This window comes from Calothrix sp. PCC 6303, from assembly GCF_000317435.1.
GTDB lineage: Bacteria > Cyanobacteriota > Cyanobacteriia > Cyanobacteriales > Nostocaceae > PCC-6303.
Genome location: NC_019751.1, coordinates 3,456,898 through 3,475,956 on the forward strand (window position 1 = coordinate 3,456,898; position 19,059 = coordinate 3,475,956).

The window sequence follows — 19,059 nt, forward strand, 5'->3', positions numbered from 1 at the left end:
TTCTATGACTGCTTATCGTAATCATCTTCAATCTAGTGATGATCTTGTAACAACCTATGAAGCAACTCGTGCGGGCTTTGTGGCGCTTTCCCTTGAGAAAAATCGACGAGCTAACCCTTATATCGCAGAGGCAAGGGCACTTCAAGCAGCAGTAAATCAAGCTAAAAGCCCTGCTGATTTGCTAAAAATTCAGGGTATTGAGATGGGATTATTGACTGCAGCAGGATTATCTGATAAATCTCTTGCTCATTTGGCACCAGAGGATAAAATTGATGCGATTAACGGTCTAATCAAAAACTTTCTTGAGCCAGAAGGTGCAAATTTTGTAGAAGAACTAGTCTTTAGATTTCTATTGACTCGTGGCGATACGCTTGGTGGCTCAATGCGTAATGTTGGTGGAGCTTTAGCACAAAGAAAGCTGACTCGTGCTATTCTTTCAACTCTTACAATTGCAGGTCAAAAATATCATTGGCAGCATTCAAAGACAAAAAAGTGGATAGCAATGACAAACGACGATGCAGAAATTGAATTGTGTTTACGTGGACTCAGTTGGAAGAGTGATTTTGGTAGGCGTACACTTATCTATAACCTGAATATTCCGTTGGTTAAAAGTAATGTAGATATTTGCTTGTTCAATCTTGCGCCAGAAGCACTGCCAGCTAACAAATCTAGTAAAATTGAGCCGGTTGAAGTTGAGCCTTTCACGATCGCATTGGGAGAATTAAAGGGTGGAGTTGATCCAGCCGGTGCTGACGAGCATTGGAAAACTGCACAAGCGGCACTCAATCGTATACGACAAGCATTCGCGGATGCTGGTCATTCACCACTGACATTTTTTGTAGGGGCGGCGATTGAGAGAAGGATGTCTGGCGAAATTTGGCAGCAATTAGAAAGCGGGATGCTCAGTAATGCTGCAAACTTAAATGAGGAGAACCAAGTTGCATCTATTTCTCGCTGGCTATGCAGTTTGTAGAAGCAAAAGTTAGATAATAGAAGGGGATAAAAAATCTAATCAAAAATTCTATGGCTCAACAAACTTTACCTCAATCTGAAGTTTACCAAGGTCAGTTTGGTGAATTTACAGTCACCGATAATGATCGCCAAAGTGTGATTATCTATCGCGTAGGCTTAATGGTGGCTGCTCTTTGTTTTGCAGTTGCTAGTATATTGGTATTATTTTATCCCAGTGTTGAGACATTTAGATGGATTACACCCCTTTTCAGTTGTTATGCGATCGCATTGGGTGTTAGCCTATTGACTATTCATATCTACATGGGATTTTTACACCGAACTCTCCAGGCTTTTTGGTTAATTGGTTGTATTAGCTCATTTTGCATCGGACACTTAGACCCTGAGCCATTTGCAGTAACTGTTTACACCCAACCACTAACGCTATTTGGAGTGGGTTTTATTTTCGCAGCCTTAACTGGCATATTCTTTAAGGAAGCTTTCTGTTTTAATCGTTTGGAAACTAAGGTACTAACTTTTACTGTCCCTTTATTGTTGCTGGGACATCTGGCAGGTGTATTACCAATTATTTGGGAACGAGGATTATTAGCAACTTGGGCAATTTTATTCTTTGTTTTTGCTGTGCGAAAAGTAATCCAAGCAGTTCCCCCCGATATTGGAGATAAATCGGTATTTGAATATTTAAAGTCACAACGCGCTGCTAAAGCATCGTAGCCGCATTTAAGCAGCATAGGCAACAATTTTCATGAGTGAACAGTTGTTATACCGATTTGAAAAAACAACGCGACAGATAGATATTTGTAGAGACGTAGCAGTGCTACGTCTCTACCGTTGCATGTGTTGCAATCATTATTTCAATTGGTATTATAGCTGCCGATATGTTTACAATATGGCAGCATCAAAACACAGGATAAGGGCAGTAAGTACCCAAAGTTACTGCCCTCAGCTTTCTATCTATGCATTTAATTATGCAGGAATCAAAACTGTATCAATGACGTGAATTACACCATTATCAGCAGCAACATCAGGTGATGTAACGGTGGAATCATCTATTTTAACGCCTCTTGAAGCATCAATCTTCACTTCTGAACCTTCAACTGTCTTAGCTGATTTCAGTTTTAAAACATCAGCCGCCATGACTTTACCTGAAATGACATGATATGTAAGGATATTACTCATTACTTATTTTTTAATGTTGGCTAATTTGTGCATCAGCAGTCTTATGATTAATGTGTGGTGGAGACCATCGTTAATGAGTTTCGACTACAGTAATCATGAAACTCTAAGGTGGTTCTATGTCTGAAACAAATTCTCAACAGATTACTTACACTGCTGCAACCCTCATCCAGAGCTATGCACAAGGGAAGCGTAATTTTAGCGGAGCAAACTTGGGTGACGCTGATTTGCAAGGTGCTGATCTTAAAGGCTCTGATTTTAGCTATGCTGATTTGAGCGAAGCCAATTTAAATGGTGCTAATCTCAGAGGCTGTGACTTGAGCTTTGCCAATCTTAGTCAAGCCAATTTGCAAGATGCGGATCTTAGAGGATCTTTATTATTTTCGGTTAGTCTGGGTCAAGCTAATCTTAAGGGAGCAAAACTGGAAAAAGCAGATTGCGATCGCAATACCCATTTTCCTAAAGATTTTGATCCAGTAGAAGTAGGATTGCAAATTCAAGAACGATAAACCATAACCAAGAAAATATGGAGAGACGTGACATGCTACAGCTACCAAGCTACGTCTCTATAAGAGAACTCCACAAAAAAATGATCCAATATTGTGGGATAGGCAGCGCTCAGTCCTTACCTCCGGTACACTTCGTTCCGACAGGCTCAGGAACCATCAAACGCTGCCCGCACTACAATAACTCTATGTTTTCCATTTATACAATTTAGCTGCACATCAGCTTATTCCAGGATCATCACCTTTTTTAAGTTGCTCTATAGTTTTTTCGATGCGACGAACTTTTTCATCGCGTTTTTCAGCTTTAAAGATTTTTAAGGCTTTTTCAAAAGAAGCGATCGCATCTTCTCGATAATTCCCTTGCCACAGGACTTGTCCTAAATTATACATGGCATCCCCATAGTTAGGATTAATCTCTAAAGCTTTGCGAAACTGACTAGCAGCTTCATCCCATTGTGATAAACTGCCGTAGGTCAAACCAATGGCATTATAAGCCACCGCATAGCGAGGATTGTATTTTAAGGCTTGTTGGTATTGAGCGATCGCATCTTCACTTCGATTTTGCCTTGCTAGGACATTTCCCAACTGATAATAGCCAAAGGCATCACGGGGAAACTTTTTCAGCAATTCCCGTAAACTAGTCTCCGCAGCAGCAAATTTTCCCTCTCCCATCTGGGAGTTGGCAGTCTGAATCAACTGTGCGCGTTCTGCTTTTTCCTGCTCTGATAATATCGCTACTAGTTGTCTAGCTTGAGCTTGAGGTACCACCACCAAACTGTAAAAGGATGTAGCTACAGTTATCAATGTCCCCAGGGTGAAGTAACCCAAAGGCTTGTTGGAAATATTGAGTTTGAAAGATTGTTTGAACTTCATATTACCGAATATTAATGGGTTCATGGAAGAAGGGAATGAAAAACAGGAAATGGGCGTTTTTTAGAGTTGCTTCTCAACAGTTCCCCCTTTAACACATAACTATTTTCCTACTTTTCGACGTGATTTCAGCCTATGTCGGTTCCTTTTGTCAACAACAAGGGAAATATTTTGGGACTTCGGTGGTATCCCGTTTCCTGCAAATTTTTGATATTCTGTTGCCATAAATGGGTACCTTGGAATTAAATTGATCTTTTGATGTTGCCAAAAACACACTTAGAATTAAAATGAAGTCTGTTGCAGACGTACCGAATCCTGAATTGAATACTACAGAAAACCCACCAGTGGTACTGACTTCGGAATTACGAAAAGTCTATCAAACTGGCTTTTTCCTGAATCAAAAGGTTGCATCACTCAAAAACTGCTCATTAAAAGTTTACAAAGGGGAAACCTTTGGTTTACTAGGTCCCAATGGAGCAGGAAAGACAACGCTGTTAAAATTATTGCTGGGAATCATTCGTCCAACTTCTGGACGAGGATTGCTGCTGGGTAAACCTCTGGGTGATGGGGTTGTGAAGCAGCGCATTGGTTACTTACCCGAAAACACCTATTTGTATGAATATCTCACTGCTTGGGAGTTTCTCCAACTAGTTGCGGGGTTGTTCCAAATTCCTGCTAAAGTTCAACGTCAGAGGATTCCAGAACTATTGGAATTAGTGGGATTATCTTTAGTGGATGCGCGCAAAAAACAAATGCGTCGCTACTCTAAGGGAATGCTACAGCGGGTAGGAATGGCACAAGCTTTGATAAATGACCCGGAATTGATCTTTTTAGATGAACCGATGTCTGGACTTGATCCGGTGGGACGTTATCAAATGCGGGAAATTATTTTGAAATTAAAAGCTGAAGGCAAGACGATTTTCTTTAATAGTCATATTTTAAGCGAGGTGGAACAGATATGCGATCGCGTTGCAATTCTTAGCCATGGTGAGTTGATTTGTGCTGGTTCATTAGAGGAATTACTGGGTACAAGTGATACATACCACGTAAAGGGTCAAGGTGGTGACTGGGATGTGTTGAAAAAATGGATACCAAATCTGGCGTTTGACCTGAACGGTTGTTGGTACGGTGAACTACAAGGAGATTATTACGATTTTATCGCAAGTCTGCGGTTAATGGCTGCCACCTTACTCACAATGAAATTGTTACGTCCTTCCCTCGAAGAGTTCTTTATTCAACAAGTTCAAGGTAACTGAACCTATGTCAAATTGAGTACAGAACATCAAAACTCTGTACTCAAAAATAATGGTCTAAATTCTACAATATACTTTGGATTTCCCCTGCTAAATCATCGATTAAAACTTCTACCTGTTCTCTACTTTTTAAGTCTTTTAGCATCGCTTTGTTTACTGGTGCTTCCTCAGAACCAATAATTACACAAAGTTTAATTCCTTTCTAACTGGATCTTATGGCTTCTAATGCATATGCGATCGCTATCATCAGGATCATGAGGTAAATAGGGGAAAGAGTAAAATTGTTTCCCCTCTTGAGAGATAGTATCAACGAGAATCGCCCTGAGACCTGCAATATTTACTACTTGGAGGGTACGAAGGGCAGCATCCCACACCAAGGGGCTGCCTTTTCCCTGCCGGTGGATATCTACCGCCAATTGAGCATTCCAAATAACTTTATAATTTCTTATCAAAACATACATAGATATACTGTTAAGCTTTGTATAAATTTGATTGAACCTATTTTTTCAGAAATCCGATGGCTCAGGCTGCATCCACTTTAAACCTTCACATTCTTAACCTTTATGATGAATTTTCTCAAGATGAAAACGCCTCTTGCTGCTGTTACCACTGGTTTAGGATTGCTCATTGGAGTTAATTCTGCGGCTGCTGTGACGCTGTATAATGGTCTATCGTTTCCCAGTCAGCAGGGATGGACGTATTTAAGGACTACTTTTGGCAGTGCACCTGTAGAAAAGCGTATAGTTGGCAGTACGATTTTGGACAGTGGTAGTAATAACAACTATGCTGGATATTTCCGAAAATCTACAGTCACCCTAAATCGTAGTTTTGGTTACACAATTACATTTAAATTACAGGTTAATTCTGAAACTCACATTCTTAATGATCGTGCTGGTTTGAGCATGATTGTGATGAGCAATCAGTTGCCTGGAGAAAGCCGACCCTACGGGATTGAATTGGGATTTTGGGAAAACAGTATTTGGTCACAAAATGTTGGCTTTACTCGTGGAGAAAATGTAAACTTTGACACGAAAACCAGAGTACAAACATATAAATTATTTGTTAATAATAAAGGTTATAAGTTGTTTGTTGATGGTAATATGAAAAACCCTATTCTTCAAGGTAATTTGCGACAATACACTCGGTTTACACCTCCTCCAGGATACCCAAATCCTTATGGCACTCCCAACTTAATTTTTCTTGGTGATAATACGACATCGGCAAGGGCAAAGTTTACTGTAATGAATGTAGATGCACAATAAATAACCCTATGAGTGTAGGCTCTGTTCGATTACGTTAAAAGATACTTCAAAGTATTGATATATAACAAAGCTACAAAGTGTGCTAATCTTTGCAGATACAGATTGTGTATATCTACCAATAATTACAGCTTAATCTTTAAATGAGCTTTACTAAAAATTCAAAATTCGTTAATAATATAACTCCTGATTGTGATGATTGTTTGGGAAGATGATAATTGATAGGCTATGGGGAACTTGAGTACTTACGTACAGTCAAGGTTACAATGTTTGATCAAGAAAATACTTATTGTGGTGTTTAGTATATATGCTTAGTGTGAAATCTAGAGGATTCCTGAGTCAACCGATTGTAGGCGCGATGCTGTTAGTTAGCGTCATTACAGCTTTGCCCCCTGCTAGCTTTGCCCAACAAAGACCAGCAGTTATATCGGGACAACTCGATACAAACTATACACTAGGCGGTGGCGATCGCATCAAAGTCAATGTCTTTGAAGTACCCGATTATACAGGTGAGTACCAAATTCCACCAGGCGGAGCCATCAACCTGCCTTTAATTGGTAGTATATCGCTCCTGGGAATCACTACAGAGGATGCAGCCGAGCTAATCAGAAAAAAATATGAACGTTTTCTCAAGCGTCCCATCATCTCAGTTAATCTCCTATCACCACGACCAATCAACATCTTTGTAGCTGGTGAAGTGACCCGCCCAGGTTCCTATAGTTTGAGCTTACAAGGCGGTGCTGGTCAAGACCCTGGTGTCCAGTATCCCACAATCTTATCTGCCCTAACTACTGCTCAGGGTACCACTTTAAGCGCAGATGTCTCACAGGTAGAGGTTTTTCGGAAGATTGGCAATACTGGCGAGCAACGTGTTGTCCTCAACCTCAAAGAATTAATCCGCACAGGTCAAACCACCCAAGATATTACTTTACGTGATGGTGACAGAATTGTCGTCAATCGAGCCACTAGCATCAATTTGGCTGATGTTCGTAATCTATCAGCAGCTAGTTTTGCAGCCGATATTAGCCGTCCCCGCACTGTGGCAATTATTGGTGAAGTCAATCGTCCTGGTTCATACTTGGTAACTAGTGGCACTACAGATACAAATGCCCCAGGTCAAACAGGAGGACAGGGAATTGCTGGTTTGCCTACAATTACCAGAGCAATTCAACAAGCTGGAGGCATCACACCTCAAGCGGATCTTCGGAATGTGACAATTCGCCGTCTCACCCGTACAGGCGATCCTCAAAGCCTCACAGTCAACTTGATGCAGTTACTCCAAGGTGACATTGACCAAGATCAAATTGTCCAAGATGGAGATACAATTTTTATTGCCACAGGTACGGAAATCAACCGAGCAGAGGCAACACAACTAGCAACCACAACTTTATCCCCTAGCAGAATTCAAGTTGGTGTAGTTGGTGAGGTAAAACGTCCAGGACCTGTGGATATTATTCCCAACAGTTCACTCAACCAAGCATTGCTAGCAGCAGGTGGCTTTAATGATGCTCGTGCGAGTCGCGGTGCTGTAGATTTGGTACGTCTTAACCCCGATGGTTCTGTAACTAAGCGTGTGGTGAAGATTGACTTAGCATCTGGGATTAACGAACAAACTAACCCCATTCTTCGCAACAATGATGTAATTATTGTCAGCCGTAACGGTGCTACCAAGACAGGTGACAGCATTGGTACGATTATTAATCCTATTGGTGGTGTTTTGGGTATTTTTAGAGCTTTATTTGGGTTCTAATCCAAGGAGCCAAAATATCCCAGGTAATAGCATCTCAACGATTAACATGATGTTGGGAGGCTTACGCCAAAATAGTAGTTAAATAATTTCTGAGAAATTCAGTCCCGAACTTTCGCAAGCGATTCGGGACTTTGAATCATTAGGCTGATTTTTAGGAACATTTGGAACATATTTATGGCTCAGGGGTCTGTTTGTTAGTTATACCCTTACACCCCCTGAATCGTGATGCAATTACCTATTCCCAAAAAACGGCAATCAAGTTTCTTTCCCAGCTTATTGTGTGGTTTAGGTCTGTTATTGGGGACAGTTGTCACAGCACCCGCTGTAATGGCAGCACAAAAGGTGACAATTCAGTTTGGTCCATTTCGGCAAACTGTGGATATTGGAGATTTAGAAAAGTTTGCCAAGACAGGAAAGTTGTCACCGCAACTACAGGTTTTTACTCCGTTGCTGACTCCTGAAGTTAGAGACGTGTTGAATCAAAAGGTGAAGGTAAATCCAGGATTTGCCGATAATTTTATTAACGAATTTGCGAAAACTCCCCAAGGAAAGCAGGTAATTTCATCCTTGGGTGTGGTTATTCCTGGAAGCACCAAGGAAACCCTGCAAACAACATTGAATTTGACAGTTAGACAGGTAAACGGCTTAACTGTGTTGGGTTTCCTCCGTGCTTATCCAGGGGAAAATGTGACACTGGATGCGACACAAGCAGCAACTTTGGCGATGGATTTGAACCCTGCTAATTTGGAAAGCCAAGCTGTAGGGGTTTTGTTGGCGGAAGATTTGGAAGATAAAACCACTATTCGTTTACCGAATTTTAATCCGGCGGATGTAGGGAAAGAAGTAGTTGAACAAAGGACTCTGACATTTACAGATCAAAAACGCAAACGTAAAATTCCTGTAGATATATATTGGAGCCAAAATCCCTCTCAAAATCCGTTGGTGGTTATTTCCCATGGGTTTGGGGCAAATCGCCGTTTTTTGAGTTACCTGGGAAAACATTTGGCTTCCCACGGGGTGACGGTGGCGGCTATTGAGCATCCTGGTAGCAATGGTGTGGCTGTTAATAGTGCAGCGGCAAATACTAGTGATTTAGCTAAGTTGTTACCAGCAGATGAGTTTATTAACCGTCCTCAAGATGTGAGTTTTTTGTTGGATGAATTAAGTAAGCTGAATTCTCAAGCTGGGCAACTACAAGGGAAATTTAATACGGGGAATGTATCAATCATTGGTCATTCTTTAGGTGGTTATACGGCTTTAGCCTTGGTGGGTGGGGAAATTGATATTAATAGCGTGCGGGATTTCTGTAAAAAATCGTTGGGCATTACTGCTGCCCCTGGTGATTGGTTACAATGTTCGGCAGCTAATCTAACTAACAAAAAGATTCAACTCCAAGATAAACGGATCAAAAGCGCGATCGCACTCAACCCTCTAGTGGGTAAATTGTTTGGGAACAAAGGTTTAACTAAGGTTTCTCAACCTGTATTAATTTTAACAGGTACCGAAGATGCCCTTACCCCCGCACTTAAACACCAAATTGCCCCATTTTCCCAACTTCGTGGCACCAAATACTTAGTTACAGCCGTTGGTGGTACCCATCTCAGTATCAGTGACCCTAGTTACCCCCTGAGCGAAGCCACAACCCTAGTGCGGGAAAAACGTGGCTCCGAAACAGAATCCCTACGTCAAATGGTTCGTGGTATCAGTTTAGCCTTCATTAAACAACAAACCCCCGAAGCCAAAACCTACCAACCATTCATCTCTTCAACCTACACGCGATCGCTATCCACCACTGAGATACCTTTACGTTTGGTTGCTGAATTGTCCCCAACTTTAAAATCTGTTGTTGAATATACAAATAACAGTAAATAAGAATAAACATTAGTCTTACCTGTCCCTGCCCCCTGTTCCCATCCTCCGTTTACCAAGATTTTTGCTGGTGGTGGTTGCAACTATTACAGTCATGGTGGTTTAATAGCGTTTAATCTTTGCTATATTTTATTACTTGTATTATTGGCAATAGCTAAAGCTTCGCCAGCAGCGAATTCACTTTTTATCAAGCAAGACATAGTTTAAATGTTGTGCCATAACTTACAATACCCCGTAAAAAGCTAATCTTAGGAGCCTACATGGAGTCGTCAATTATTGCTATAGTCCTATTACTTATAGGTTATGGTTTAGGGTCTACCAAACTCATTAATGAAGGTAACGAGGCACTGGTTGAGCGCTTGGGGCGTTACCGCAAAAAACTCGGTCCAGGGTTACACCTCATTGTTCCCATCTTCGACACCATTGTCATGGAAGATACAACTAGGGAACAAATTTTAGATATCAAGCCACAAAAAGTTATTACCGCAGATAATGTCTATCTGGAAGTGGATGGTGTTGTCAATTGGCGCATCACTGATATGGTAAAGAGTTTCTACAAAATTGATGACATCCAAGTTGCATTAGCTAATTTGGCAACAGTAGAACTTCGCGCTAACTTGGCAGATAGGACTCTAGAACAAACGATTGCATCCCGCAGTGAAATGAATCAAACTCTGTTACGAGTATTAAATGAAACTGCTTCTGATTGGGGAGTTGAAATTATTAGAGTCGATATCCAAAGCATTACACCACCGGAAACTGTGCAAAAATCTATGGCAGATCAACAGGCTGCCGTAATTAGAAAACGTGCTGCTATTACCGCTGCTGAAGGCGAACAGGAAGCTGCTGTCAAACGAGCGCAAGCCACTAAAGTATCAATGCAGATTCTTTCGGAAGCTTTGCGTGCAAACCCTGAGAGTAAGGAAATTTTAAAGTATCTAATTGCACAGGAACAAGTGGATGCAAGTCAGAAACTTGGTTCTAGCAACAATGCCAAAATTGTTTTCCTTAACCCAGGTGTATCAAATGATGCAGTTAGCCAAATGTTAGGAGAGGCTGTGAGCAATGAGATCACTAATTCTCCAGAAAATGGTTCTGCCACCGCATAACTAATATTCATCACAAAATCAAACAGGAATGCAAGGGGGAAAAGAAAAATTGCGAAAACTTCTTTTCCCCTGTATGGAAAGCAATCTGATCAATGAGCCAACAAATTTATTCGTGGAACCTTGCCTTTTCTCAAGGAACCTTTCCTGGGGCATCCATCCACCCCAGGATATTTTATTCTCTGGAAGTCACTATTCTAAGTAATCCTGATAAAAACTTTGCAACAGACTCTCTAACTTATCTTCCGAACAACACTCTAGCAACGCTTCAAAAACTTCCCAAAGTTTTGCCGCATTTTCCCCCAAAGTTGGACTCATTCCCCAAACGTCGTTCACCCAATCTTGGGGACGTTCCTTGTCAAAGATAATTCGCTCTAATAGTTGCTTGGCTTCGCTCCGGGAAATTGACATAATTAATCGAGTTTATTTTTGATAATAGCAGGATTAATTCTGACATAGCCTCACCATGATCGATGAATTACATAGGCATCAAACGCAACATCAGCACTAATGATGGGAATTTTCAGTGCGATTGACTGTGAAATCAACAAGCGATCAAATGGATCACGATGATGCAATGGTAGGGTGGCAACAATTGCCAGATGTGGCATTTCAATACTCAATAAGTGGATACTAAGTAGGCAAACAGAATTAATTACACAAACGTCATTGCGTTAAGCGAAGCCATGCCTGAAGGGCTTTATGGAGCGTTCGCGCAGCGTGTCGCTTTGCGACTCAGCGGAATGAAGCAATCGCAAGGGTTTGGGATTGCTTCGCTACATTTCATTTGGGTGTGGCTCTTCTCACAATACGGGTATTATATTCGTATTACACGCTTCTAACCCAATCTATATCTAGATGTTCGTTTTCTAAGCTAAAAGCCTATAATTAAGCGATGGCAAAAAATCAAACACAAAAACCCCATTTCCGAATGTAATACGATAATACAAAAAAGATGTGATTTTGTTTTTGAACTTTAAGGGAGTCTATTTTTGGAATGTCTAAAACTTAAAATTCTTATGCTGTATGGATTTTAGGCTTTATAGCAGAGCTAAAATCATATCATGAGAAGAGCCGCACCCATTTCATTTCGCTCGCAATGACTGTAAATATTTCTGCTCATGTACTTATTTTGCTCCATCTGCTGTTCGACAAAAGTTTGAAGCGGTAAATCGAAGGTTAATTTGCCAACACTAGATTTAATTGCCATTTCCCAAATGCTGGCAACACTTAACCATTTCTCATTGTATTCGTCTTCAATCAGTGCTTTTGCAGTAGCGCTAAGTTGTGGACTATCAGTGACAAACCAAATAAATGTGTGAGTATCGAGCAAAAATCTCATTCCATATATTCCTTGAAATCCTCAAGGGGTTCATCAAAGTCATCTGATATCCAGACTCTCCCTTTCGCGCTACCAGCTTTAGCAGGATGACGTTTTTGTAATGGTTCGGTTGCTATCTCTGTTGTAACTTGTTGAGCCTGTAATGCTTTCAGCACTCCTAAAAGTTCTTGCACAATCCCGTCTGGCGATCGCTCAATTGCTTGAATCAGTTCTTCTTTAGGTGTCATCGTCGCACTGCCTGCTGGTTCAATATTTTTTCATTTTATCGTACTGTTGCAATTACTCTTTTTCGCTTTTTTCGTCTCAACTAACTTCAATTTGTCGGACTACAGTCAATGCAGAATAACTCACACCCGCAGTTCCTTCACCAGGATGGGTGGAATCTCCAACTAACCACAAACCCTTGATTGGGGTACGATTGGCAAAACCAAAAGGTCCAAAGGTGGGGATACGTTGTCCAATTCCCCCAACTATACCTTTATCTCTACCTGTGTATCGGTAGAATGTTCGAGGTGTTGCAGCTTCAACATGGATGATGGTTTCTGGCTTGAGATAGAAGAATTTATTTAAATGCGCGATCGCATCCTGGGTGAATTGGTGTTTTAATGTTTCATAATCTTCAGTTTGCCACCAACGTTCAGCATCGACGAAGGATGAAGCGATAATTGTGGCTTTACCTTGGGGTGCGCGTCCATCACCTGCATGACTCACAGAGACAAAAAGGGAGTTATTTTCCCCAATCACGCCATTTTCATCATACAAAAATTGCAGGTGTGGCGGACATTCTGGGGGAATTGCACTTTCATCCACACCCAGATACAGAACAAATGCACCCGATGGGGATGTCAGATTTTCCACCCGTTTCTTGTATCCTTTTGGTGCCTTATCTCCCAACAGCTGCACCAAATTCTGAACTGTGACATTTGCAACTACATGATCTGCTGCTTCTTCCCAAACTTCCCCAGTTTTCTGGTTCCTAACTGTCACTGCACAGGCACGATTACCCTGTACCTTGATGCCTTCCACACTATGACGCATCAACAACTTACCACCATTTTGCGTTAGTCCAGCCAGTAGGCGATCGCTTAATACCTGCATACTCCCTTGGAGATGGAACAATCCCTGGGGTGCTTGGGATACAGCTAAAGCCGTTGCCGCATAAAGTAAGGCTGTTTCATCGGCGTTTACCTGAGAATATAACTTGAGTTGTAAATCTAGGAATGTCCGCAACCGTTTATTATTTCCCAAACCATAAAAACGCAGTGCATCACCCACCGTAAATAAGGTGTAGGGAACGGTAATAAATGTACTGAGGCGTATTGCTTTGCCTAATTGCCAAATATCCCACAGATTGCGCGGTGGCAACACCGGATCTCGTCCCTGGAATTCCCAACTAGCCTTAAATAAATTGTTTAATAATCCCCAAAAACCTTCACTTCCGGGAAACTGTCTTATTCGTTCCTCTTGCCACTTTTTCGGGTCACGCCAAACATTAATGGGAGTTGTTTCACCTGGTAAATATACTGAACAAGCTGGATCACAATAAGTTGCCTTCGGCAATTCGATTCCCAACTCAGCAAAAATCCGTTGATGAATTCCACCAACCTCCAAACCAGCTACCTGAGTTGCACCTACATCAAAGGTGAAACCCTGACGCTTAAAGGTGGAAGCACAACCCCCCGGTACCAATGCCTGATCCAAAATTAAAACATCATAGCCACGACGCGCTAGTAAAGCACCAGCAGTCAACCCACCAATACCAGCACCAACCACAACAACGCGGGATTTGTTTTTGCTCTCTTGATGGTTTGACATGATGTTAAGTTTCTTTAATATTTTTAATATTTCTTCTAATAATTTAACATTTAACTTGATTTTCGCAAATTCAGATCACCAGATCCTCGACTTCTCCAAGAAATCGGGGATCTAAGGAACCACACAGAGTTCATCTGCTACCATCTAGGTTTTCACCCACATCTAATACCAATTCAAATAATGATTGCAACACATCCAACGGTAGAGACGTAGCACTGCTACGTCTCTACAAATATCTATCTGTCCCATTGTTTTTTCAAATTGGTATAACAACCTCAGAATTGTCATTGCGACGTAAGGAAGCAATCTCACAATCTTGTCATCAAACTACAGTTATTCAAAACCCCAGAAACCCGGTTTCTCTCTACCTATACAGGGTTAAGCTATTACCATCCAAGTTTCTCGCAGCCTAAATTCAAGAGTATTGGGGTTTTGGGCATAAATAAATCGCTGATTCCCGAAAAACGACTAAATCACAGCGTAATAATACATAAATATGGTATTAATCCATTCAAGTAAATCCCGCCCTTGAGTCTCCTGCATGAAAAAGTTGCTCAAAAACCCAGTATTTTTAACTGTTGGTGCTCTGATTGCCACCCTTCTCATTGGTTATATTTGTAATCAATTACCAGAACTCAAAGATTTACTGGAAGTTAAAAAATTACAGGATTTACAGAATTTTAAGGCTGAACACAAGATTGCGATCGCGCTTTTCATCTTTCTGGCAATACTATTGATTGGGTTTACTTACCAGCAAGTAAAACAGCAACCAGAAGATGCACCTGCAAATATTGATCCGACAATTCGTCCCCGGTTGCTAGAAGCAGAAGCAACCAAAGTCAAACAGCGTTTGCATGATTCCCTCCATAACCTGTTGATGGTGGATTTGATGCGAGAGGAACAACCCCAACAAGTTGGTAGAAACCCACTGCAAACCTTATACACAGTCTCGGTTAACAATACCACCAGTCAGCCCCAAGTTCTCGACAAGATGGTGGATGTCTTGCGAAGGGGTGATATTAGCGGACGTTTGTTGATTTTAGGGCAACCGGGAGGGGGAAAAACTACGACTTTGTTGGATTTGGCTGAGGAATTAATCGATAAAGCCAAGCAAAACGACAGCGAACCTATACCAATGATTTTTGAACTTTCGGCTTGGCGAGATGATAGTGTGAGTATCTTAGACTGGCTAGTTCTGCAACTCAAACAGGAATATAACCTTGCACCAGGAATAAGTCGGGTTTGGTTACAACGAGGTGAGATTTTGCCCTTGTTGGATGGGTTGGATGAGTTGGGGTTAGAAAAACAACGAAAATGTATTCACGCAATTAATCAATATTTACAGGAAGATGCAACGCGGGATTTAGTTGTTTGCTGTCGAGAGGAAGAATATATTGCTGGGGAGGAACAACTTTCAACGCTGCATGGTGCGGTATGTTTGCAGGAATTAGCAGATGGGCAAATTCAGGATTATTTAAATCAGTTGAATCGCGGGGATTTGTGGCAAAGTATCCAAAATAATGCTGATTTTTTGGAGTTGGCAAGGACTCCTTTGTTATTGTCGATGATGGTGGTTGCCTATCAAGGACGGGCAATCCAGACAAAGGAAGAGTTATTTGATGCTTATATTGAGCGGAGATTTGAGTTGTTGCCTGTGGTGAAAGGGGAACCGGAACGCAGAAAAATCATGCGTTTTTTGGTGTTTTTAGCGCAGCGATTGCGAGGAACACAAACGGAGTTTTTGATTGAGAATATGCAGCCTAGTTGGTTGCAAAATCGTAGGCAAAGATTGATTTTTGGGCTAATTTTTGGACTAATTTTTGGGCTAATTTTTGGGCTAATTTTTGGGCTAATTTTTGGGCTGATTTTTGGGCTGATTTATGGACTGATTTATGGGCTGATTATAGGGCTGATTTATGGGCTGATTATAGGGCAAAGTGATATTAAATTAGTTGAAGCCATTCAATTCTCCTTTACACTTTCTGCACTCAAAAGATTGTTTACAAATTTCTTTGGTTGGCTGATTTTAGGGCTGATTTTGGGGCGGATTTTGGGGCTGATTATAGGGCTGATTTATGGGCTGATTTATGAGATGATTTATGGGCTGCAAGGTGAGATTGTCAATAAATCAACTCCCAATCAAGGCATTCGGAACTCAGCTAAAAATATGGTGATCCTCACATTCATATTTAGCTTCATTTTTCTAGTTGGACAAATTTGGTTAAAGCCATTTTTACTCCAATTTGTCGAAGCTAAGGAAGCAACTAAACTTCTAACTTTATCCCAAGCCATGATAATCTTTTCAACATTTTATTCTGGTGGTGGAATAGCCTGCATCCAACACTTTTCCCTTCGCTTGGTACTTTGGCACAATCGCTACATCCCCTGGAACTATGTCAAATTCCTCAGCCGTGCAGCAGAACGCCGTTTTATCCAACAAATAGGCGGACGTTATCGCTTTATCCACCGTTTACTACTGGAACACTTCGCCGATATGCGGGTTTAATCACCTTGATTTAGCAACCCCAGAAACCCCGTTCATTCAGTCGCAGTGAAAAATCGTTGTTAAATGTGGAGAAACCCGGTTTCTCACCACCCACGCGGTGTTAGGCTACCACGCAAATTTAAACTCATAACAAAAAACAATAAAATAGATAAAGTTACCTAACTGGAGCCATAATACTGGTGAAAGCCACAAAAGCGATCGCCCAAAAATTCTACACCTTGTCTGTACTGTGTTTGTTGTTATTTCTGATGTTTACAGGAAATAGCTGGGCGCAAATTCCTACTGATACAAAAATCACCCCCATAGTTGAAAAACTGATTGATAACAATGCCCGTGTGCGTTTAGAAGCACATGACGCACTTGTAAGTATTGGTTCGGGTGCAGTGCCGACGTTGGTAGAAAACCTCAAAAACCCAGATTGTAACATTCGCTGGCGTGCGGCTTGGGTTTTGGGTGATATGGGTACGGAAGCTGCGACTGCGGTGGGTGCGCTGACGGAAGCTTTGCAGGATGAAGATACCCAAGTGCGGATGTATGCAGTATTGGCTTTGGGTGAAATTGGCATACCTGCAAAATCTGCGGTTCCGGCTTTGATGGCAGCTTTGCAGGATAAAGAACAATATGTTCGCATTTATGCAGCTTCAGCTTTGAGACGGATTGGTACGGAGGCAAAAGTTGCGGTTCCGTCTTTGATTAATGCTTTAAAAGATAGTAATCCACGGGTGCGAAAAAATGCGGCTTTGGCTTTGGGTGCAATGGGAACTGAAGCTAATTCTGCGGTAAAGGTTTTAATTCCTTTGTTGAATGACAGTGAATATTATGTGCGATATGCAGTAGTTAAGGGTTTGGGTGGTGTTATTGGTGCTTATCAGGATGTGGCTGATAATTTGCCTAGTGCAAAATTAGCGAAGGTGATAGGAGATTTTGAACAGGTAATCAAAATTCTGGAATCACACAAAGAGAATTTTACCGAAGTGGATAATGCCCGTATCCGTCGTCCTTTGGAAGCATTGAAGGCTGAGAAGGAAACGCGATTATTTGATGTTGCGATCGCGTGGGCGTTGAAACATAAGTTACTTTTAGGGATAGTTATCTATGTAACTGTACTACCTTCGCTCTGGCTGATACTTCTAAAAATCAAGCCTTTGTGGCTATTGCAAATTAATAATACCCTAAAACCTTATACCGATTTTTCCCTGCCATTTATCAGTATTAATGTGCCATTGCGGTACGTCTTATTTATTGGTTGGTTTCATTTCCATCCCCAAGTACTGGATGCATGGGTAAACAAGTATATCGAGTCAGCGCGATCGCAGTTTCCCAAAAAAGACACTGTTACTAGTCGTAGTAATTATATTCCGATTCCGGTTGTCTTGGATGGCAATACCTTACCCCAATTAACACCAGAGAATTTACGTCCAACTTTTGAAAAACAGCGCAGTTGCTTGGTAATTTGTGGCGAAGGTGGCATTGGTAAAACTAGTTTAGCCTGTCAAATAGCCAATTGGAGTATTGCACAACAGCAAGATCAGCGACTTTGCGAACATCTAATGCTACCCGTACTTTTAGAAGACGAATTTCGTCAAGTTGATGGTAAATTAGCACTAATTGAAGCCATTCGTGGACAACTGCGATCGCTTATTGATGAACCTGAACCTATATGTGAAGAGTTGCTATTAAAGCTACTCAGAAAAAGACGTATTTTAGTCATAGTTGATCGATTTTCAGAACTAAATTCAACTACCCGTGAAGCTTTACAAGCAGATTCACCAGATTTTCCGGTAAATGCGTTGGTGATTACTTCCCGTTTAGAAGAAAAATTAGGACAAGTAAACAAAACTATCATCAAACCCTTGAGGATTGAAGCAAACAAGCTTTCGTCGTTTATGGAAGCGTATTTAATGCAGCGTGGTAAACGGGCTTTATTTACCGACCAGGAATTTTTTGATGCTTGTACAAAACTATCATTAATGGTGGGACAACGTAACATCACAGTTTTGTTAGCAAAATTATACGCCGAAAAATTAATTGCCAACGTAGAAACGCGACATACCGCGTCTTTACAAAATGGTACTGTACCTGAAACAGTTCCTAATTTGATGTTGGGATATTTAAACGAGTTAAATCGCTATGTTACAGGGGAAAAATTGAATGACAGAACCGTGCATCAAGATGCAAAAGTCATTGCTTGGGAATGTCTGTCCGAAAATTATCAACCAGGAACAGCTAAACGTGAGGATTTATTAGCTGTTTTAGCTGCATTAAACCCAGATAATCCAGATGCACGACTTGATTACCTCGAAAATAGTCTACATTTAATTCAAACCATTGGCTCCGCAAAGGATAAAATAAAATTCTGCCTTGATCCTTTAGCTGAATATTTAGCTGGACTGTATTTGGTAGACATGTACGAAGGCAACGAAAGCAAATGGCGATCGCACTTCTTCAAGAAGGCTGATGATTTGGTGAAAAATAATCATCAAGATGCCATCAAGGGATTTTTAATTGCTGTTGCTGATTGCTATTTATCGCAAATTACTAATGCAAAAAATTCTGACTTAGTGCCGCAAAAATTGAGTAAATTAACTGGGATTCTTCCCGTGAATTTCTTCTAATAATTCAACATTCAATTACATTT

Annotated in this window: 16 protein-coding genes and 2 pseudogenes; 10 read left to right on the plus strand and 8 right to left on the minus strand. The window is 41.1% G+C overall.

From position 1 onward, the window contains the following. Nucleotides 1–4: 4 nt before the first annotated feature. Both CAL6303_RS14290 and CAL6303_RS14295 read left to right on the plus strand, forming a co-directional pair. Complete coding sequence (locus tag CAL6303_RS14290) at nt 5–973, plus strand: type II restriction endonuclease (protein ID WP_015198514.1); 969 nt, start codon at nt 5–7, stop codon at nt 971–973. 50 nt (nt 974–1,023) lie between these two features. Beyond that, entirely contained in the window at nt 1,024–1,683 is a 660-nt protein-coding gene (locus CAL6303_RS14295) for a DUF2301 domain-containing membrane protein (RefSeq protein ID WP_015198515.1), read from the plus strand. A 252-nt stretch (nt 1,684–1,935) separates the two neighbouring features. On the opposite strand, the pseudogene CAL6303_RS14300 reads toward CAL6303_RS14295, so the two are convergent. After that, nucleotides 1,936–2,148 (minus strand): annotated as a pseudogene (locus tag CAL6303_RS14300) (fasciclin domain-containing protein); the annotation flags it as partial. A 116-nt stretch (nt 2,149–2,264) separates the two neighbouring features. Between CAL6303_RS14300 and CAL6303_RS14305 the strand changes: the two are divergent. Next, nucleotides 2,265–2,654 carry a pentapeptide repeat-containing protein gene (locus CAL6303_RS14305; RefSeq protein ID WP_015198517.1) on the plus strand — a complete coding sequence of 130 codons (390 nt, stop codon included), beginning with the start codon at nt 2,265–2,267 and terminating at the stop codon, nt 2,652–2,654. A 216-nt stretch (nt 2,655–2,870) separates the two neighbouring features. On the opposite strand, the gene CAL6303_RS14310 is transcribed toward CAL6303_RS14305, so the two are convergent. After that, nucleotides 2,871–3,524: a tetratricopeptide repeat protein gene (locus CAL6303_RS14310; RefSeq protein ID WP_041739605.1), complete on the minus strand. Its 654-nt coding sequence runs from the start codon at nt 3,522–3,524 to the stop codon at nt 2,871–2,873. Between the two features lie 284 nt (nt 3,525–3,808). Between CAL6303_RS14310 and CAL6303_RS14315 the strand changes: the two genes are divergently transcribed. Next, nucleotides 3,809–4,777, plus strand: a complete 969-nt coding sequence (locus CAL6303_RS14315) for an ABC transporter ATP-binding protein (RefSeq protein ID WP_015198519.1) — start codon at nt 3,809–3,811, stop codon at nt 4,775–4,777. 61 nt (nt 4,778–4,838) lie between these two features. Here CAL6303_RS14315 and CAL6303_RS31475 read toward each other — a convergent pair. Further along, nucleotides 4,839–4,976: pseudogene (locus tag CAL6303_RS31475) on the minus strand (His/Gly/Thr/Pro-type tRNA ligase C-terminal domain-containing protein); the annotation flags it as partial. A gap of 379 nt (nt 4,977–5,355) precedes the next feature. Here CAL6303_RS31475 and CAL6303_RS28545 point away from each other — a divergent pair. From CAL6303_RS28545 to CAL6303_RS14340, 4 genes are all read left to right on the plus strand, one after another. Beyond that, nucleotides 5,356–6,036: a hypothetical protein gene (locus tag CAL6303_RS28545; RefSeq protein ID WP_015198521.1), complete on the plus strand. Its 681-nt coding sequence runs from the start codon at nt 5,356–5,358 to the stop codon at nt 6,034–6,036. Between the two features lie 304 nt (nt 6,037–6,340). Further along, the gene (locus CAL6303_RS14330) at nt 6,341–7,783 is read left to right on the plus strand and encodes an SLBB domain-containing protein (protein ID WP_015198522.1); all 1,443 of its coding nucleotides are present in this window, start codon (nt 6,341–6,343) and stop codon (nt 7,781–7,783) included. A 225-nt stretch (nt 7,784–8,008) separates the two neighbouring features. Continuing rightward, nucleotides 8,009–9,655, plus strand: a complete 1,647-nt coding sequence (locus tag CAL6303_RS14335) for an alpha/beta hydrolase (protein WP_015198523.1) — start codon at nt 8,009–8,011, stop codon at nt 9,653–9,655. A 257-nt stretch (nt 9,656–9,912) separates the two neighbouring features. Continuing rightward, entirely contained in the window at nt 9,913–10,761 is an 849-nt protein-coding gene (locus CAL6303_RS14340; protein ID WP_015198524.1) for an SPFH domain-containing protein, read from the plus strand. Between the two features lie 189 nt (nt 10,762–10,950). Here CAL6303_RS14340 and CAL6303_RS14345 read toward each other — a convergent pair whose 3' ends face one another. The 5 genes from CAL6303_RS14345 to crtD all read right to left on the minus strand — a co-directional run bounded on the left by CAL6303_RS14345 (nt 10,951) and on the right by crtD (nt 13,915). Next, on the minus strand, nt 10,951–11,169 hold the full coding sequence (locus tag CAL6303_RS14345; protein ID WP_015198525.1) for a hypothetical protein: 219 nt from the start codon (nt 11,167–11,169) through the stop codon (nt 10,951–10,953). Between the two features lie 50 nt (nt 11,170–11,219). Continuing rightward, nucleotides 11,220–11,369, minus strand: a complete 150-nt coding sequence (locus CAL6303_RS14350) for a hypothetical protein (RefSeq protein ID WP_203225927.1) — start codon at nt 11,367–11,369, stop codon at nt 11,220–11,222. A 446-nt stretch (nt 11,370–11,815) separates the two neighbouring features. Further along, a complete protein-coding gene (locus CAL6303_RS14355; RefSeq protein ID WP_203225928.1) occupies nt 11,816–12,100 on the minus strand; it encodes a type II toxin-antitoxin system VapC family toxin in 285 nt (94 codons plus the stop codon). Further along, nucleotides 12,097–12,327 (minus strand): DUF2281 domain-containing protein, encoded by a 231-nt coding sequence (locus tag CAL6303_RS14360; RefSeq protein WP_015198526.1) that lies wholly within the window; start codon nt 12,325–12,327, stop codon nt 12,097–12,099. Before CAL6303_RS14360 ends, CAL6303_RS14355 begins: the two co-directional genes overlap by 4 nt. A gap of 76 nt (nt 12,328–12,403) precedes the next feature. Continuing rightward, the gene (gene crtD / locus CAL6303_RS14365) at nt 12,404–13,915 is read right to left on the minus strand and encodes a C-3',4' desaturase CrtD (protein WP_015198527.1); all 1,512 of its coding nucleotides are present in this window, start codon (nt 13,913–13,915) and stop codon (nt 12,404–12,406) included. 541 nt (nt 13,916–14,456) lie between these two features. Here crtD and CAL6303_RS14370 point away from each other — a divergent pair. After that, nucleotides 14,457–16,421 (plus strand): NACHT domain-containing protein, encoded by a 1,965-nt coding sequence (locus CAL6303_RS14370; RefSeq protein ID WP_015198528.1) that lies wholly within the window; start codon nt 14,457–14,459, stop codon nt 16,419–16,421. A gap of 179 nt (nt 16,422–16,600) precedes the next feature. Continuing rightward, complete coding sequence (locus tag CAL6303_RS14375) at nt 16,601–19,036, plus strand: HEAT repeat domain-containing protein (RefSeq protein ID WP_015198529.1); 2,436 nt, start codon at nt 16,601–16,603, stop codon at nt 19,034–19,036. Nucleotides 19,037–19,059 lie beyond the last annotated feature (23 nt).

Coding starts and splice junctions, on each gene's coding strand:
- CAL6303_RS14330 (WP_015198522.1), top strand. CDS start 6,341: ATGCTTAGTGTGAAATCTAGAGGATTCCTGAGTCAACCGATTGTAGGC.
- crtD (WP_015198527.1), bottom strand. CDS start 13,915: ATGTCAAACCATCAAGAGAGCAAAAACAAATCCCGCGTTGTTGTGGTT.
- CAL6303_RS14305 (WP_015198517.1), top strand. CDS start 2,265: ATGTCTGAAACAAATTCTCAACAGATTACTTACACTGCTGCAACCCTC.
- CAL6303_RS14360 (WP_015198526.1), bottom strand. CDS start 12,327: ATGACACCTAAAGAAGAACTGATTCAAGCAATTGAGCGATCGCCAGAC.
- CAL6303_RS14355 (WP_203225928.1), bottom strand. CDS start 12,100: ATGAGATTTTTGCTCGATACTCACACATTTATTTGGTTTGTCACTGAT.
- CAL6303_RS14345 (WP_015198525.1), bottom strand. CDS start 11,169: ATGTCAATTTCCCGGAGCGAAGCCAAGCAACTATTAGAGCGAATTATC.
- CAL6303_RS28545 (WP_015198521.1), top strand. CDS start 5,356: ATGAAAACGCCTCTTGCTGCTGTTACCACTGGTTTAGGATTGCTCATT.
- CAL6303_RS14335 (WP_015198523.1), top strand. CDS start 8,009: ATGCAATTACCTATTCCCAAAAAACGGCAATCAAGTTTCTTTCCCAGC.
- CAL6303_RS14340 (WP_015198524.1), top strand. CDS start 9,913: ATGGAGTCGTCAATTATTGCTATAGTCCTATTACTTATAGGTTATGGT.
- CAL6303_RS14370 (WP_015198528.1), top strand. CDS start 14,457: ATGAAAAAGTTGCTCAAAAACCCAGTATTTTTAACTGTTGGTGCTCTG.
- CAL6303_RS14295 (WP_015198515.1), top strand. CDS start 1,024: ATGGCTCAACAAACTTTACCTCAATCTGAAGTTTACCAAGGTCAGTTT.
- CAL6303_RS14290 (WP_015198514.1), top strand. CDS start 5: ATGACTGCTTATCGTAATCATCTTCAATCTAGTGATGATCTTGTAACA.
- CAL6303_RS14315 (WP_015198519.1), top strand. CDS start 3,809: ATGAAGTCTGTTGCAGACGTACCGAATCCTGAATTGAATACTACAGAA.
- CAL6303_RS14310 (WP_041739605.1), bottom strand. CDS start 3,524: ATGAAGTTCAAACAATCTTTCAAACTCAATATTTCCAACAAGCCTTTG.
- CAL6303_RS14350 (WP_203225927.1), bottom strand. CDS start 11,369: ATGCCACATCTGGCAATTGTTGCCACCCTACCATTGCATCATCGTGAT.